11 protein-coding genes are annotated in these 16,411 nt (G+C 42.6%); 9 read left to right on the top strand and 2 right to left on the bottom strand.

The features are described from left to right. Positions 1–126 precede the first annotated feature (126 nt). Positions 127–3,207, top strand: a complete 3,081-nt coding sequence (locus BLR37_RS18300; RefSeq protein ID WP_279615746.1) for an AsmA family protein — start codon at positions 127–129, stop codon at positions 3,205–3,207. Between the two features lie 42 nt (positions 3,208–3,249). Here BLR37_RS18300 and nudK read toward each other — a convergent pair whose 3' ends face one another. Continuing rightward, a complete protein-coding gene (gene nudK, locus BLR37_RS18295) occupies positions 3,250–3,834 on the bottom strand; it encodes a GDP-mannose pyrophosphatase NudK (RefSeq protein WP_090771116.1) in 585 nt (194 codons plus the stop codon). A gap of 337 nt (positions 3,835–4,171) precedes the next feature. Here nudK and BLR37_RS18290 point away from each other — a divergent pair, with 337 nt between their 5' ends. The 6 genes from BLR37_RS18290 (at position 4,172) to BLR37_RS18265 (ending at position 12,394) form a co-directional block, all read left to right on the top strand. Further along, positions 4,172–6,079 carry an ABC-F family ATP-binding cassette domain-containing protein gene (locus BLR37_RS18290; protein ID WP_090771115.1) on the top strand — a complete coding sequence of 636 codons (1,908 nt, stop codon included), beginning with the start codon at positions 4,172–4,174 and terminating at the stop codon, positions 6,077–6,079. A gap of 597 nt (positions 6,080–6,676) precedes the next feature. Next, the gene (locus BLR37_RS18285) at positions 6,677–7,954 is read left to right on the top strand and encodes a type IX secretion system plug protein (protein WP_090771113.1); all 1,278 of its coding nucleotides are present in this window, start codon (positions 6,677–6,679) and stop codon (positions 7,952–7,954) included. Between the two features lie 167 nt (positions 7,955–8,121). After that, positions 8,122–9,087 carry a formylglycine-generating enzyme family protein gene (locus BLR37_RS18280; RefSeq protein ID WP_090771110.1) on the top strand — a complete coding sequence of 322 codons (966 nt, stop codon included), beginning with the start codon at positions 8,122–8,124 and terminating at the stop codon, positions 9,085–9,087. 31 nt (positions 9,088–9,118) lie between these two features. After that, entirely contained in the window at positions 9,119–10,438 is a 1,320-nt protein-coding gene (locus BLR37_RS18275; RefSeq protein ID WP_090771109.1) for a Gfo/Idh/MocA family oxidoreductase, read from the top strand. A gap of 12 nt (positions 10,439–10,450) precedes the next feature. After that, complete coding sequence (locus BLR37_RS18270) at positions 10,451–11,464, top strand: FAD:protein FMN transferase (RefSeq protein ID WP_090771107.1); 1,014 nt, start codon at positions 10,451–10,453, stop codon at positions 11,462–11,464. Positions 11,465–11,467: 3 nt separating this feature from the next. Beyond that, a complete protein-coding gene (locus BLR37_RS18265) occupies positions 11,468–12,394 on the top strand; it encodes a hydroxypyruvate isomerase family protein (protein WP_090771104.1) in 927 nt (308 codons plus the stop codon). A gap of 179 nt (positions 12,395–12,573) precedes the next feature. Here BLR37_RS18265 and BLR37_RS18260 read toward each other — a convergent pair whose 3' ends face one another. Further along, a complete protein-coding gene (locus BLR37_RS18260; protein ID WP_090771102.1) occupies positions 12,574–14,064 on the bottom strand; it encodes an alpha-amylase in 1,491 nt (496 codons plus the stop codon). A gap of 572 nt (positions 14,065–14,636) precedes the next feature. Between BLR37_RS18260 and BLR37_RS18250 the strand changes: the two genes are divergently transcribed. Together BLR37_RS18250 and BLR37_RS18245 are read left to right on the top strand one after the other, a co-directional pair. Further along, positions 14,637–15,158 carry an acyl-CoA thioesterase gene (locus tag BLR37_RS18250; RefSeq protein WP_090771096.1) on the top strand — a complete coding sequence of 174 codons (522 nt, stop codon included), beginning with the start codon at positions 14,637–14,639 and terminating at the stop codon, positions 15,156–15,158. Positions 15,159–15,229: 71 nt separating this feature from the next. Next, positions 15,230–16,411: a cation:proton antiporter domain-containing protein gene (locus tag BLR37_RS18245; protein WP_090771094.1), complete on the top strand. Its 1,182-nt coding sequence runs from the start codon at positions 15,230–15,232 to the stop codon at positions 16,409–16,411.

Genomic DNA, 16,411 nt, shown 5'->3' with positions numbered 1-16,411 from the left:
ACTGTAACTTTTATTATTACAGAACAAAGGTATTAAAAAATTCAGTAAAACAAAAAATGTTAAATCTTTATTCCTAATTCATCTAAAGCGTATCTTTGCAACCGAAACTCGCTTTATATTAAAATCTTGAAAAAGTTCTTAAAAATCATGGCCATAACGCTAGCAGCATTAATGGCGCTTTTATTTATTATCCCTTATTTAATCCCACAAACCGTTAACAAAGAGATTACCCAAATCATTAATAAAAACATAAAAGGCGAAGTAAAGTTTCAAAGTACCAATATTTCTTTTTTCAACCACTTCCCTTCTCTAACATTAAACCTGAACGAATTTTTGCTGAAAGGATCGGCTCCTTTTCAACGGGATACCCTGATTTACACCAAAAAACTGGCCCTGGGGATCAACCTGCTTTCTATATTTTCCAAACAGGTTAAAATTGATGAGTTTTACCTCGATGATGCACGCATCAATATCCTTACCGATGAAAAAGGTCATGCCAACTACAATGTTTACGAAAGCAAAAAAGAAACTAACGCTCCGAAAGCAGAAAGTTCAACAGCCATAAAAATTGAGGGCATTTTTATCAATAACAGCAACCTGACCTATAGCGATAAATCTATCCCGATGGTTATCCGCACACAGGGGCTGAATTATACCGGAAAAGGCGATTTAAGCAATGCCATTTTTGATTTGAAGAGCAATCTGTCAATCGATCAAATGGACGTTTATTATGCCAACACCCCTTACCTGCTGAAGAAAAAAATAAATGCAAAACTTATTACCAAGGTAAACACCAACTCGCTGAACCTGATTTTCGACGAGAATAACCTGATGATCAACTCGCTGCCTATCCGTTTTGTGGGTCATTTTTCATTTTTAAAGGATGGTTACGATATTGATTTCAGAACAAACGCCAAAGAAACCGATTTGCAGAATATTTTTACAGCCTTACCTCCTGAAATTGCTGACAGGTTGGAAAAAACCAAGATTAAGGGTTATGCCGAAATCAATGCCTCACTTATTGGAAAGTACCTGGCAGCAACACACAGCATGCCAACGCTCGCTTTTAACATGAAAGTGCGCGATGGTAACATTTCAAACCCCAATGCTCCCGAGCCAATCAGCAACTTGTTTTTAAATCTCAAAACCAGGCTGCCTGGTCTTAATCCCGATAGTTTGCTGATTGATATGGACAGCCTTTATTTTAACGTAGGGAAAGATTATGTAGCTTCGGTTACCAAACTTAAAGGCTTATCGGCACCCGAGATTTATACCGATACCCGCTCCAATATCGATTTGGCCAAATGGGCAAAAGTAATGAATATGGATGACCTGCAACTGAAAGGCCGTTTAAACATCAACCTCAAGGCCGATGGCAAATACACCAAAAAGGTACAACGCTCAGGCATCAGACAAGTAGATACCGTTATTGCTACCGTGCCTAAATTTTCGTTAAAAGCGAGCATGGCGGGTGGTTACTTCAAATACCCTTCATTACCCGCGGCTATTGATAAGATTAACTTCAACATAAATGGTTCCAATACCGATGGCGATTATAAAAACACCAAACTGGCAATTGAAAATATCGATATCCAGGCGCTGAATAACTATATCAGGGGCTTTGCCAAACTGCAAACTGCCGAAAATATGCCTGTAGATATTCAGTTGAAATCGCTCATTAACTTTGCCGATATCAAGAACATTTATCCCCTTAAAGGCTACGAGCTAAGCGGCATAATGAACATCGACCTGCAAAGCAAAGGACCTTACAATAAACTCAAAAAGCTTTTCCCGGTTACCACAGCCAGTATTAAACTCAACAACGGCCGCATTAAAACCCCAAATTTCGATCAGCCTTTAGAGCAGATCGAAATCGATGCCGACCTGATTAACACCGACGGAACCTTAAAAAACTCCAAACTGAACATTAAGCCCATTGCTTTTCAAATGGCAGGCCAACCTTTTACACTAAAGGCCGATGTGCATAATTTTGAAAATATTGCCTACAACGTTTCATCAAAAGGCACGGTTGATATCGGTAAAATGTACAAGCTTTTCGCAGTAAAAGGTTACCAGGTTAATGGAGTTATCTTTGCCAATGTTTCCTTTAAAGGTTTACAGGCTGATGCCATGGCCGGCAGGTATAGCAAACTGCAAAACAGCGGTGCTCTGAGTATTAAAGATTTGAATATCCAGTCTGATTTATTCCCTAAAAGCTTTTTAATCAAAAACGGTGTATTTTCTTTCCGCCAGGACAAAATGAATTTTGATGAATTTAATGCCACTTATGGCCAGTCTGATTTTAAACTCAACGGCAGCCTGAACAACGTAATCAATTATGTTTTAAACGATAAAGCCAAACTCGAGGGTAATTTTAAGCTCAGCAGCAAGCAGATTTTGGCTGATGAATTTATGGTGTATTCAGATGGTGCCACTAACAGTTCAACGGCTTCAAATGGTGTAATCTTAATTCCCGATAACCTGAACGTTACTTTTTCGGCCAATGCCAATGAGGTAAAATACAATGGGCTCAATATCAAAAATGCAAAGGGGACCATGCGTATCAACAATGGCGCGCTAAGCTTACAACAAACCGGCTTTAACATTGCCGGCGCACAGGTAGGCATGGATGCTACATACAAAAGCACAAGCCCTAAAAGTGGCTTATTTGATTTTCATTTAACCGCAAAAGAATTCGACATTGCCCGGGCTTACAAGGAAATTAAGCTGTTTAGGGAAATGGCCAGCTCAGCATCAAAAGTTAAAGGTATTGTGGGCCTGGATTATCAATTATCTGGTAAGCTTAACGACCAGATGTTCCCCGTATTTCCATCGCTTAAAGGTGGCGGTGTACTGAGCCTTAAAAAAGTAAGTTTAATGGGCTTCAAGATGATGAACGCGGTAAGTAAAGCTACCAAAAGAGACAGCTTAACCAATCCCGATTTATCAGATGTACAGGTAAAATCGACCATCAAAAACAACATCATTACCATCGAACAAACCAAAATGAAAGTAGCTGGTTTCAGGCCACGCTTTGAAGGTCAGGTGAGTTTTGACGGGCGTTTAAATTTAAGTGGTCGTTTGGGCCTTCCTCCCTTTGGTTTATTTGGTATCCCACTGAGCATTACCGGCACACAAGAAAAACCAGTTGTTAAGCTGAAAAGGAATAAGGAAGGAAAACTGGAAGAAACTCCTGAAGGAAAATAAACTGATCCTTGCTGCTGGCTAAAACCAGCAGCAAGGATTAAATTAACCCAGCAAGTGGTTAATCTGTGCATACTGCAAAAGCATAATGGTTTTACCATCCTTTATTTCGCCAGTGCCAATCATATTCAGCGCTTCGCTAAAGCTGGTTTCTAAAACTTCAATGTTTTCCTGCTCGTCATGATGCCCACCACCGTCGCTCACTTTCATATCCTTGGTGTATTCGGCAACAAAGAAATACAGGATTTCGGTTACCGATCCGGGCGACATATAAGCTTCGAATACCTTTTTAACATCCTTAATCTGATAGCCGGTTTCTTCCTCCGTTTCGCGTTTTATGGCCGTTTCCGGATTATCTTTATCCAGTAAACCTGCACAGGTTTCGATTAGCATACCATCGCTATTGCCGTTAATGTAAGTAGGCAAACGAAACTGCCTGGTTAAAATAACCGTTTGCTGCGCCTTGTTGTAAAGTAAAATCGTTGCGCCATTTCCCCTGTCGTAGGCTTCGCGGTTCTGCGTTTCAATACTGCCATCTTTTTTGCGGTACTCGAAAGTAATCTTGTTTAAGGTATACCAGTTATCCGAAAGAATTTCTTTGCTGATTATTTTAATGTTTTCGTTGTTCATAATTATTGGAGTAGCCCAAAAATACACCATAGTTGCTACGCCTCTTAAGTCCTATCGTAATAAATATATCATATTCCTTGTTAATTCAGCAAGCTCAATCCTTTTGCTTTTTTGAAGCGCAGTGGCAGCAGCTTTTTTTAATGCCTGTCCCGCTATCACTCAAAGTCCGCCCGCTACACCAGCCTCCCCACTTCGGGCTTTCCGTTCTATCGGGGCTATTTAACCCCATACCCTGCTAAAATGAACCTATAAGCAAACCGTTTTAAAAAGCGCATTCATTTCTATTTGAGTACCAGGCTTAAAAAAGCCTTTTAAAATTCGTACTTTTGCAGCCGAAATGATTTCAATAAATAATTTAACATTCCTGATAGGATCGAGAGCCTTGTACGATGATGCCAACTGGCACATTAAACCGGGCGACAGAGCGGGCTTGATTGGCGCTAACGGAACAGGAAAATCGACACTTTTAAAACTGATTGTAGGCGAGTACGCTCCAAGTTCGGGTACCATTTCTATGTCGAAAGACTTGAAAATAGGCTACCTCAACCAGGATTTACTTTCTTACGAATCGCACCATAGCATTTTGCACGTGGCCATGGAAGCTTTCGAGCGCCAGAACCAGCTGCACGATGAGATTGAAGAATTGCTTAAAAAAATCGAAACTGATTACAGTGAAGAGGTTTTATTTAAACTAAGTGATAAACAACAGGAATTCGAGGCCTTAGATGGTTACAACATCGAATACCGGGCCAACGAAATCCTGGCGGGTTTGGGTTTCAGTACTGCCGATCAGCACCGTCCGTTAAATACCTTTTCAGGTGGTTGGCGTATGCGTGTTATGCTGGCCAAAATCCTGCTGCAAGATCCCGATATTTTATTACTCGATGAGCCGACCAACCACATGGACTTACCCTCTATTAAGTGGTTAGAAAACTATTTAATGGGTTTTGAAGGCGCCATCGTAATTGTATCGCACGACCGGTATTTCTTAGATAAAATTGTAAACCGCACGGTCGAATCGCGTAAAGGAAAATTAACCATTTATGCCGGTAACTACAGCTATTATGTAGAAGAAAAGGCACTGCGCGGAGAAATTCAGAAAGGCGAATTTAAAAACCAGCAGGCTAAAATTAAGCAGGAAGAGCGTTTAATTGAGCGTTTTAAAGCCAAAGCCTCTAAAGCAAAAATGGCGCAATCGCGCATGAAAGCCTTAGACAGAATGGAACGTGTGGAAGATGTGGATGATGAAAACCCGACAGTTAATTTCAGTTTCAAATTTACTAAACCATCGGGCAGGCACGTGGTGCGCATTGAGCACGCTACCAAGCATTACCCCAATGTACACATCCTCGAAGATGCCGAAGCCGTAATTGAAAAAGGCGATAAAATTGCTTTGATTGGTGCAAACGGTAAAGGTAAATCGACCTTATTGAGGATGATTGCCGGAACAGAAAAGTTTGAGGGTTTCTGCGAAACCGGTCACAACGTTTCTACCACGTTCTTTGCCCAGCACCAGCTGGAATCGTTACACTTAGAGAATTCGATTTTAGAAGAACTCCAGGCTTTTGCCCCTAAACACAGTGATACCGAGTTGCGTAGTATTTTAGGTTGTTTCCTTTTTACAGGAGATGATGTTTTCAAGAAAATCAAAGTACTTTCAGGAGGAGAAAAATCACGTGTGGCCCTGGCCAAATCGTTAACTACCGACTCCAACTTCCTCATTCTGGATGAGCCTACCAACCACCTGGACATCCAGTCGGTTAATATTTTAATCCAGGCCTTAGATCAGTTTGAAGGTACTTTTATTGCCGTATCTCACGATAGGTATTTCCTGGATAACGTAGCCAATAAAATCTGGTTTATCGAAAACGAGAAGATTAAACAATATCCGGGTACTTACGAGGAATACGAAGAGTGGAACAGCAAACGTGTAATTCCGGCATCGAAACCTATTCCGGTTAAAATGCCCGAAAAACCAAAAGAAACACCAAAGCAAACCACCCCTAATACGGCCAATCAGTTAAAAAAGCTAAATGACGAGCTGAAAAAAATCGAAGCACAGATTGCTGAACTGGAAACAACGGTTAAAAACATCGAAACCGAACTGGCCGATGAATCGGTTTACAGCAACGCAGATAAACTGGCCGAAGCCAATAAACGTTACCAGGCTGCTAAACAGGATTTAGATAACAGCCAAACCAAATGGGAAACCCTGGCTACCGAAATTATGGAGCTGGAAGGTTAAGTACGCCGCAGATATAAAATTAAGCCACAGATAAATCTGTGGCTTTTTTGTTTGCAGTGCGGTCAGTTGTCACGGAGGCACTGATTTACACGGAATGCTTCTCCGTGGCTTCCGTGCCTCCGTGGCATTTTTAACCACAGATAAAAAGAATTAACACAGATTAACTGTGCAGTCAGGTGTTACCACCTGACTGTTTCTCACAACCAACGCCTACTAATCAGCCACGGAGGCACCGATTTACACGGAATACTTCTCCGTGGCTTCCGTGCCTCCGTGGCATTTTAAAAATGGTCGTCACCCTGAATTTATTTCAGGGTCTCTTCACATTAGAGAGATGCTGAAACAGGTTCAGCATAACGCTGAGGATTCCGTGGCTTCCGTGCCTCCGTGGCATTTTAAAGTGGTCGTCACCCTGACCTGTAGCGAAGCGGAAAGCTACGAAGTAAATTTATTTCAGGGTCTCTCCTTATTAGAGAGATGCTGAAACAAATCCGATAGCTATCGGATCAGCATGACGCTGAAAGCATCCGTGGCTAAACTAAGCCCCTCAAACAAAATTCCTTTTTTATCTCTGCCGAATACTGTGTAGCTTTAACCATGCAAAAACTAATCGCAGTACTCCTACTCTTTATTCCCACGCTAAGCTTTGCCCAAAACGATCAAACGTTTACCAGCGAAAACAAAATTTACCTTCCCAATATCAAAACGGTGTTGTGTTACAACAGCAATAAAGAGCAGAGTTTGCCGGTTATCATGCTCAACTCTTCAGAAACCATTACTTTTTCTTTTGATGATCTGCTCGCCGGCACTAAAAATTACTGGTACACCATCGAGCATTGTACAGCAGAATGGAAACCCTCTCAAATCTCTACAATCGATTACCTGGGCAGTTTCAACGACGACCGGATCATCAACTACCGCTACTCTTCTAATACCACCCGAAAATATACCCATTACGAACTGAGCCTGCCCAACACGCAAATTCAGCCTAAAATTGGGGGCAACTATATCCTAAAAGTTTATTTAGATGGCGATAAAAACAAACCCGTCATTTCACAACGTTTCTACGTATTGGATAGTCAGGTGGCCATTGCTGCCGAAATAACCAATTCTTTACAGGTAGAATACCGCAACAACAAGCAAAAAGTTAATTTCACGGTTAACCATGCCTTCCCCATCCCTAACCCTTACCAGGATTTAAAAGCAGTGGTGATGCAGAACTTCAATGCCAATACCATACAGGTTAACACGCGACCTGCTTTTGTACGCCCGAATCAATTGGTGTATAATGATTTAAATACCAACGATTTTTGGGGAGATAACGAATTCAGGAAGTTCGATACGCGAAGTTTAAGGTACAAAGCCGATAACGTAAAAGACATTTACCGCGATAAAGAATCGGTAAACGTAATGCTTTTTCAGGATGCTCCCCGCAGCGTTGGTGCCTTTGGTAACCAGTTCGATGAAAATGGTAACTTTTTCATCCGCAATACCGATGGCCGCGATGATAAAACAGAAGCCGAATACATGGGCGTACTGTTTACTTTAAATGCAGCTGCACCAGGCTCTAATGGCGATGCTTATGTAATTGGCCGTTTTAACAATTACACTATGAGCAACGAAAATAAACTCCTGTACGATGCCAGCCGCAAACAGTTTTATGGCAACATTATGCTTAAACAGGGTTTATACGATTACGAATTTGCCTGGTTTAATAAAGATACCAAAGTACTGGAGACCAAACCATTTGAAGGAGCTTTCTTCCAGACCGAAAACAGCTATCAGGTTTTTGTGTACTACCGCCGTCCCGGTGCCCGTTGGGATACCCTGGTGGGCTTTACCAACCTCAGCAATAAAGTTAGCGACAGGAGATAGATTAAAAACCGTCATGAAGACATTAATTGTCAATTTGACTTTTAATATTACAATGCTTACCTTTATTGTTACATTAATTTTCTTTTGTTTTATCTGCTGTTCTTTACTTTAGCAAACCAGAATAAGCAGATAAACACCTAGATAATAAGTGTTTCTAACCAAAAAATATGTTTAAGAAATTAATTGCCGTAGCATTATTAGCCAATCCTTGTGCCCAAATCTTTGCACAAAGCACCAACAATTCGTACACCCAGTTAATTAACGGGACTAAATTAAAATTTGATATGCAGGCCATCCCTGCTGGCAAATTTAAAATGGGAAGTAAAACCGGTAAACCCGATGAACAACCTGTACACGAAGTTAAACTCGATGCCTTCTGGATCGGGAAGCATGAAGTTACCTGGGATATTTTCGAACCTTTCTTATACCGCGATTACGAAAAAAAAGCCAGCGAAGGTGCCATTCCGGCCGAAGTTGATGCCGTAACCCGCCCAACCAAACCTTATCTGGATATGACTTTCGGGATGGGAAAAGAACACCAGCCCGCAGTAGCTATGACCCAATATAACGCCATTCAATTTTGCAAATGGCTCTATGTCCGTACCGGTGTATTTTACCGCCTACCAACCGAAGCCGAATGGGAATATGCCTGTAAAGCGAGTAGCGAAACCACTTACAGTTATGGCAACGATGCCGCCAAACTCGGCGATTATGCCTGGTATAAAGACAATAGCGACAACAAAACGCACCAGGTGGGACTAAAAAAACCAAACGCATGGGGTTTATTTGATATGCATGGCAATGTGAGCGAATGGACTTACGATCAGTACATCGCCGATTTTTATGCAAAAAGCGCAGGTAAAATAGCCGAGAATCCGGTTGCCGCACCTGAAAAACTTTATCCTAATGCAGTTCGTGGTGGTTCTTACGATGAAACCGCCGATAACTTAACCTCAACCGCAAGGCTGGCTTCAAACCCAACCTGGAAACAGTTAGACCCTCAAATTCCGAAAAGCAACTGGTGGTTCCCTGAAGCACCTTTTGTGGGCATGCGTCTGGTTAGACCCGTAAAAACGCCTTCAAAGGCCGAAATAGACGCCTATTATAACAAATTACCTATCAAAGACTATTAATAAATCCTAACCACAACAAAGAACTAAACACATGAAAAAACCAATTAATCAACAAGATCGTCGCGATTTTTTAAAAGCAACAGCCATGCTTGCCGGTGGAGCTATGATAAGCAGCATTCCATTGGCAGGAGCTTACGCATCAGGATCAGACACCATTAAAATAGCCTTAATTGGCTGTGGCGACCGCGGTACCGGAGCAGCATTTCAGGCATTAAGCACCAAATTTAATATTAAACTGGTAGCCATGGCCGATGCTTTTCAGGATCGGTTAGATAGCAGTTATCAATCTCTAAGTTCAAAGTTCGGCGCCAAAGTAGATGTTCCAAAAGACCGTCAGTTTGTAGGTTTCGATGCTTATTTAAAAGCCATTCCACTAGCCGATGTAGTATTGTTAACCACGCCTCCGGGTTTCCGCCCTATCCATTTCGAAGAAGCGGTAAAACAAAATAAACAGATTTTTATGGAAAAACCGGTAGCTGTAGATGCGCCGGGAATCAGAAAAGTACTTGCAGCTGCCGAAGAAGCCAAAAAGAAAAAACTAAACGTGGTGGTCGGTTTACAAAGACGTTACCAAACCAATTACCGCGAATCTATTAAACGCATTAACGACGGCGCTATTGGCGATATCATGGCCGGCCAGGTATACTGGAACAGTGGTGGCGTTTGGGTACGTCCGCGTACCGCTAACCAAACCGAAATGGAATACCAGATGAGAAACTGGTACTACTTTAACTGGTTATGCGGCGATCATATTGTAGAGCAGCACGTACACAACATCGATATTGCCAACTGGGTAAAAAATGCACACCCAATTTCAGTACAGGGTACAGGAAGCCGTGCATGGCGTACCGGTAAAGATTATGGCGAGATTTACGATAACCACTCTATCGAGCTAACCTATGCAGATGGCGCAATTATCCACAGTCAGTGCAGGCACTTTGAAGGCATCAGCAACCGTGTTGATGAATCATTCCAGGGTACAAAAGGTAAAATCTATCTTTCGGGCAGCAACCAGGCTATCATGAAAGATTACAGCGGCAAAGAATTGTACAACCACAACACCAAAGGAAACGCTAACCCGTACCAAACTGAGCACGACGAATTGTTCGATGCCGTTTCAAAAGGAGAGTATAAATTCAGTAACGTAGATTACGCGGCAACCAGTACATTTTCAGCAATTATTGGTCGTTATGCCACATATTCTGGCCAAACCATTAAATGGGATGAGGCATTGGCATCTAACATCAGTTTAATGCCTGAGCGTTTTGCCTGGGATGCCAACCCTAAATTAATGCCAGATGAAAAAGGTTTATATCCAATTGCGATGCCTGGACAGGCCAAAGTGATCTAAACCGATAGTGTAATGCCATATAAATTGCTTTTCCTGCTGGTACCCTTATTTTTAGGTTTTACTGTTCACCAGGAACTTAAACCTTACAAAATAAGCGGTTATGCGCAGGGAACAGATTATGCCATTACCTATTACGCCAGCGATAGTTTGGCGACTAAACAAGGTATAGACAGCTTATTGAATGAAATAGATTTATCGATGTCGCTTTATAAAAAGGGAACATTGATCAATCAGTTCAACACCTCCAAAAGCGGGGTTAAACTAGATCATTTTATGAGCGCTGTGCTGAAAAGAAGCTTTGAAATTAACCAGGATACCAAAGGTGTTTTCGATATTACGGTAGCACCTTTGGTACAGGCCTGGGGCTTTGGGCCTAAAGAAAACCGAACGGAACCCGATCCGGCAACCATCAAATCGATACTGGCCAATGTTGGCATGCAAAACCTGAAATTAAAAGATGGCAGGCTTATTAAACTCAAACCAGCCGTACAGATAGATTTAAATGGAATTGCACAAGGCTATAGTGTCGACCTGATTGCTGCATACCTCAACCAAAAAGGTATTAAACAATATGTGGCCGAACTGGGCGGCGAAATCCGCATTGCCGGACCAAAACCCGATGGGCAGCCAATGAAAATCGGCATTGAAGGACCTGATAAAGATGGTACCCCGGTAATCAGGCATATTGCAGCCATCAATACAGGCGCCATTACTACCTCAGGCAATTACCGTAAATTTCACCAGAGCGGGAAAAAGAAAATCTCGCACCTCATTAATCCCAAAACCGGCTATCCGCTGGATAACGAAATGATCAGTGTAACCGTTTACGCCAACGACGCCATTACTGCCGATGGTTATGATAATGCCCTGATGGCCATGCACCTCAAAGATGCTATGGCTTTTGTTGAACGCCACAAAAATCTTGAAGCTTATTTTGTGTACCATAAAAAAGATGGTACCGTAGCCGACACCCTGACTACAGGGTTTAAAAAATTGATTATCCCCTCCCCTCAGTTTAAAAACTAAACGATGAAAAGAAGTGAATTTATCAGAAATAGCCTGCTCACCGCCGGTGCTATAACCACAGGTGCAGGAATTACCAATACTTTTGCCGCCGAAAAGCGCAGTACTGCTTTTGGCGATAAGACCTTTAACCTCGATTACGCTCCGCACCAGGGCATGTTCGAAAACCACGCCGGCAAAAGCTTTTTAGATCAGATCCAGTTTATGTACGATAAAGGTTTCCGCTCAATAGAAGATAACGGCTACCTGAACCGCCCTGTTGAAGAACAGGAAAAAATCGGGAACCTGTTGTCCAAACTAGGCATGCGCATGGGCGTGTTTGTGGTTGATGGCGGTGATAACTGGAAAACATCGCTCACTACGGGCAAAAAAGAATTTAAAGATAAATTTGTAGAAACCTGCAAAAAATCGGTAGAAGCCGCTAAACGCTGCAATGCCAAATGGCTAACCGTTGTACCCGGCTTTTACGAACGCAATTTACCTTACGGCAACCAGTTTGCCAACGTAATAGATGCCATGCGTGCAGGCGCTGAGGTTTTTGAGCCACACGGCTTAATTATGGTACTCGAAACCTTAAGCGATACCCCTGAGCTTTTCCTGCAAAAAACCAACGAAACATATGCGGTTTGTAAAGCGGTTAAAAGTCCGTCGTGTAAAATCCTTTACGATATTTACCACATGCAGCGCACCGAAGGTGATCTGATCAAAACCATCGACCGCTGCTGGGATGAAATTGCCTACATCCAGATCGGTGACAATCCGGGCCGAAAAGAGCCAACCACAGGCGAAATCAACTATAAAAACCTATTTAAACACCTTCATAAAAAAGGTTATAAAGGTGTTATGGGGATGGAACATGGTAACTCTAAAGGTGGTAAGGAAGGTGAGCTGGCGGTAATTTCGGCCTACCGAACTGAGGACAACTTTTTGTAATCGATCCATACGCTGTGGTTCGTGTCTGCACGACCACATTACAAAACCTGGTGGCCTGTGTTCCCTAACTGATCGTCATTGCGAGGAGGAACGACGAAGCAATCTTAATGCATGTGCTTCTGGCGTTCGTTGTAAGATTGCTTCGTCGGCTGAAAAAGCCTTCTCGCAATGACGATTAACTACCCAACCTTCAAAACCCACACCGAAACACTACCTGCTTTACAGTAAAACTCAGCCCAGCCGTTTTCATCGATAGTTACCTCTTCTTCCCGGTTGCCCAAAGCATCAACAAAGGTTTTACCCGCAAAATGAGCGCCCAGTTCCATTTGTTTAAAGCCATCTTCTCCCGTACTTAAAAGCACTGCCAAACCACTGTTTTCATGCTCCTCATCGCCGGCGCGTGTCCAGCCGATGCAATCACTGTGATCAAAATAATCGCGCTGCTCACCATAAGCTAAAGCTGTACGGATTTTGCACATCGTTTCTACCTCTGGTATCCCTACAAGCTCCACATGTACATCCTCACCTGCTTCATTCTTGTCGTCATAAATTCCGCCATATAAATCCGGAAAAAACAAACAAGGGATGCCCTGTACGCGTAATAAAATTAACGCATAAGCCAATGGCCTGAACCAAAATTCCACATACGATTCCAGGGCCTGTAAAGGTTGCGAATCGTGATTATCGACAAAAGTAACCGCCAGCTCGGGCTTAACCTGAACTAGGGTACCCTCAAAAATGGTACTCATGTCGAATTCGCCTCCGGCTTTGCTGGCCAGAAAAAAATTATGGTGTAAAAGCGAATCAAAAATCTGTGTGCGTCCCCCTATAGTTTCAATATAAGCCAGCTGACCTTCAATATCCTCCACATTCCAGTCTTCGGCTACGATAAAGAATTCGCGGTTGTATTTATGGTTCAGGTGATCGATCCATTCGATAATGAAATCGGGGTTAATGTGCTTCACTGCATCCAGCCTGAAACCATCTACACCGGTGGTTTCTACTACCCATTCGCCCCAATACTTGAGCTCTTCAATCACCGCGCGGTTACGGTAATCAATATCGTTAAACATCAGGTAGTCATAATTTCCAAATTCTGTTGATGGCACTTCTTCAAAACCTTCGCCATAACTGTTTTGGATCGAGTAAATGGCAGTTTCCTGCAAATCTTCCGCCCAATCAACCCCGCTGAAACATTCGTGGTTCCAGATAAATTCCGAGTATTTACCCTGACGGCCCGGAAAAGTAAACTTCGTCCAGGCTTCTATCTCAAAAACATCGCTGGTAAACTCGTTTCGGTCTTCAGGGTTAACGGTTCGAACGGCTATTTTCTCCAGTTCATCGCCCCCGGCTTTATGGTTAAATACCACGTCGGCCAAAGCCGCAATACCTTCCTGGTGCAGGGCTTCAATGGCTTTTACATATTCGTCTTTCGAACCATATTTGGTAGGTAAACTACCTTTCTGGTCAAACTCGCCCAGATCAAACAGGTCGTAAACAGCATAGCCTACATCGTAAGCTGCATTATGCGATTTGTAAGCGGGTGGCAACCACACCGCAGTTACTCCAAGCGATTTTAAATGACTGGCCTCTTTGGCCACTTTAGTCCATAATTTTTGTTCTTCGTTATAATACCAATGGAAAAATTGGATCAGGGTCTGGTTCTGCATCAAATAGATTTTTGATTACATAACAGGTTTTATACGCAATTGGTTTTTCAGATCCGCAAAACAATAAATCTGCGCGCCAATCTGTTTTATCTGCGGGAAAAAACCTTAACCATAATTGCCCGCTGATTACGCAGATCACCGCTGAAGAACAAAACAATAAATCTGCGGAAATCCGTTTGATCTGCGGGAAAAAACCTTGACCATAATTGCCCGCTGATTGCGCAGATCACCGCTGAAGAACAAAACAACAAATCTGCGGAAATCCGTTTGATCTGCGGGAAAAAACCTTGACCATAATTGCCCGCTGATTGCGCAAATCACCGCTGAAGAACAAAACAATAAATCTGCGGAAATCCATTTCATCTGCGGGAAAAAACCTTAACCATAATTGCCCGCTGATTGCGCAGATCACCGCTGAATAACAAAACAATAAATCTGCGAAAATCCATTTGATCTGCGGGAAAAAACCTTGACCATAATTGCTCACTGATTGCGCAGATCACCGCTGAAATAAGCTGACTTTCCTCTTTTACATACCATTTTAACAACATTTTCCTTATTTTTGCCGGCAAATGAGCTTAAAAAAGAAATTTGCAAGAGAGAGTTTTACCATCATGAACGAGTTGGTATTGCCGAACGATACCAATACGCTGAACAACCTGATGGGCGGTCGCCTGCTGCACTGGATGGATATTGCAGCGGCAATTTCGGCGCAAAAACACTGCAACCGCATTGTGGTAACGGCATCGGTTGATAACGTTTCTTTTAAGCAACCCATTAAACTCGGTGATGTAATTACCATCGAGGCCAAAGTTACCCGCGCTTTTAATACTTCGGTAGAAGTACGTTTAGACGTATGGGCAGAAAACATTCCGAGTGGTGCACGCCAGAAAAGCAACGAAGCGTATTACACTTTCGTAGCGGTTGATCAGAGTGCACGTACCATTCCTGTACCCGAGCTAATGCCCGAAACACCTGAGGAAATAGACCTGTATGATGGTGCCCTGCGCCGCCGCCAGTTACGCCTCGTTTTAGGGGGTAAAATGGATCCCGATGATGCCAGCGAACTTAAAGCCCTGTTCTTTAAAGCCTAATTTTTACATTAAAACTTCTTCGTAGTTAAACGGTTTGTTTTATTTTAGCAGCTTACCTTACGCTGAAAAATATGACAACCTATACGATACTTATTATTTTAAGCGGATTGGTGATCTTCTCCTATCTGTTTGATTTGGTGGCCAGTAAAACCAAAGTACCATCTGTTTTACTGTTGCTTTTACTGGGTATAGGCCTGCGTTTTCTGGTCGATTACCTCCAGATCCATACCTTCAATTTCCTGTCTATTTTACCCATGCTGGGTACAGTTGGTTTAATTTTAATTGTTTTCGAGGGCTCGCTCGAACTGAAATACGACCAGCATAAAAACAAAGTCATCCGCACCGCTTTATTGTCGGCCCTAAGTATTTTACTCGGTTCCATTGCTGTTATTACCGCCATCATTTACCAGATCACGCATCAGGATTTATACACCTGCATGGCCAATGCCATTCCCTTTAGTGTAATCAGTTCGGCCATTGCCATCCCTTCGGCAGCGGCACTGGGCAATAAAGACCGCGAGTTTGTAATTTACGAATCTTCCTTTTCCGATATCCTGGGAGTAATTATCTTTAACTTTGCCATTACGAACCATGGCTTCAGTACTTCGGCGGTGATTGGTCTCGGCTTAAGTACTTTTTTAATTGTACTGCTCTCGGCCATTGCCTGCGTGGTATTGCTTTATATCATGGGCAGGCTGGTACACCATATTAAATTCTTTCTCATTATTGCCATCCTCATACTCGTTTACGCCATTGGTCAGTCGTACCATTTATCTTCGCTAGTGCTCATTCTAAGTACGGGTTTATTTCTCAACAATGCCGATACGATTCAAAATGCCTGGTTCAGGAGTATATTTTTGTACAAGAACCTTTCGGCAGATTTATCGCAGCTTTACCAACTTTCGGCCGAGAGCGCCTTCATTTTACGGACTTTCTTTTTTGTGATATTTGGCTTTACCATGAACCTGAACGAGCTGAACAACCAGAATGTACTCGCAAACGGATTTTTCATCCTGCTCGCCATTTACCTCATCAGGCTAGTGTTTCTAAAAGTATTTAAAAAAGAAAGCCTGAGTCCCATTTTATACATTGCTCCGCGTGGTTTAATCAGTATATTGCTGTATTTGCACCTGCCCGAAAGTTTAAAAATACCCGAAGTAGGCACGCCGTTTTTGTTCCTGGTGGTATTGGGCTCCAGTATCATTATGACGCTGGGCATTACGCTAAGCAAAAGAAATGCTGTGGTTCAATAG

The sequence above is a fragment of the Pedobacter soli genome, from assembly GCF_900101435.1.
GTDB lineage: Bacteria > Bacteroidota > Bacteroidia > Sphingobacteriales > Sphingobacteriaceae > Pedobacter > Pedobacter soli.
The sequence above is the reverse complement of the archived record's forward strand: the minus strand, read 5'-3'. Positions and strand labels throughout refer to the sequence as shown.

Bases quoted from the DNA above. Each gene is read 5' to 3' on its own strand.
- BLR37_RS18265 (WP_090771104.1), top strand. From the start codon at position 11,468: ATGAAAAGAAGTGAATTTATCAGAAATAGCCTGCTCACCGCCGGTGCT.
- BLR37_RS18260 (WP_090771102.1), bottom strand. From the start codon at position 14,064: ATGCAGAACCAGACCCTGATCCAATTTTTCCATTGGTATTATAACGAA.
- BLR37_RS18270 (WP_090771107.1), top strand. From the start codon at position 10,451: ATGCCATATAAATTGCTTTTCCTGCTGGTACCCTTATTTTTAGGTTTT.
- BLR37_RS18245 (WP_090771094.1), top strand. From the start codon at position 15,230: ATGACAACCTATACGATACTTATTATTTTAAGCGGATTGGTGATCTTC.
- BLR37_RS18290 (WP_090771115.1), top strand. From the start codon at position 4,172: ATGATTTCAATAAATAATTTAACATTCCTGATAGGATCGAGAGCCTTG.
- nudK (WP_090771116.1), bottom strand. From the start codon at position 3,834: ATGAACAACGAAAACATTAAAATAATCAGCAAAGAAATTCTTTCGGAT.
- BLR37_RS18280 (WP_090771110.1), top strand. From the start codon at position 8,122: ATGTTTAAGAAATTAATTGCCGTAGCATTATTAGCCAATCCTTGTGCC.
- BLR37_RS18285 (WP_090771113.1), top strand. From the start codon at position 6,677: ATGCAAAAACTAATCGCAGTACTCCTACTCTTTATTCCCACGCTAAGC.
- BLR37_RS18275 (WP_090771109.1), top strand. From the start codon at position 9,119: ATGAAAAAACCAATTAATCAACAAGATCGTCGCGATTTTTTAAAAGCA.
- BLR37_RS18250 (WP_090771096.1), top strand. From the start codon at position 14,637: ATGAGCTTAAAAAAGAAATTTGCAAGAGAGAGTTTTACCATCATGAAC.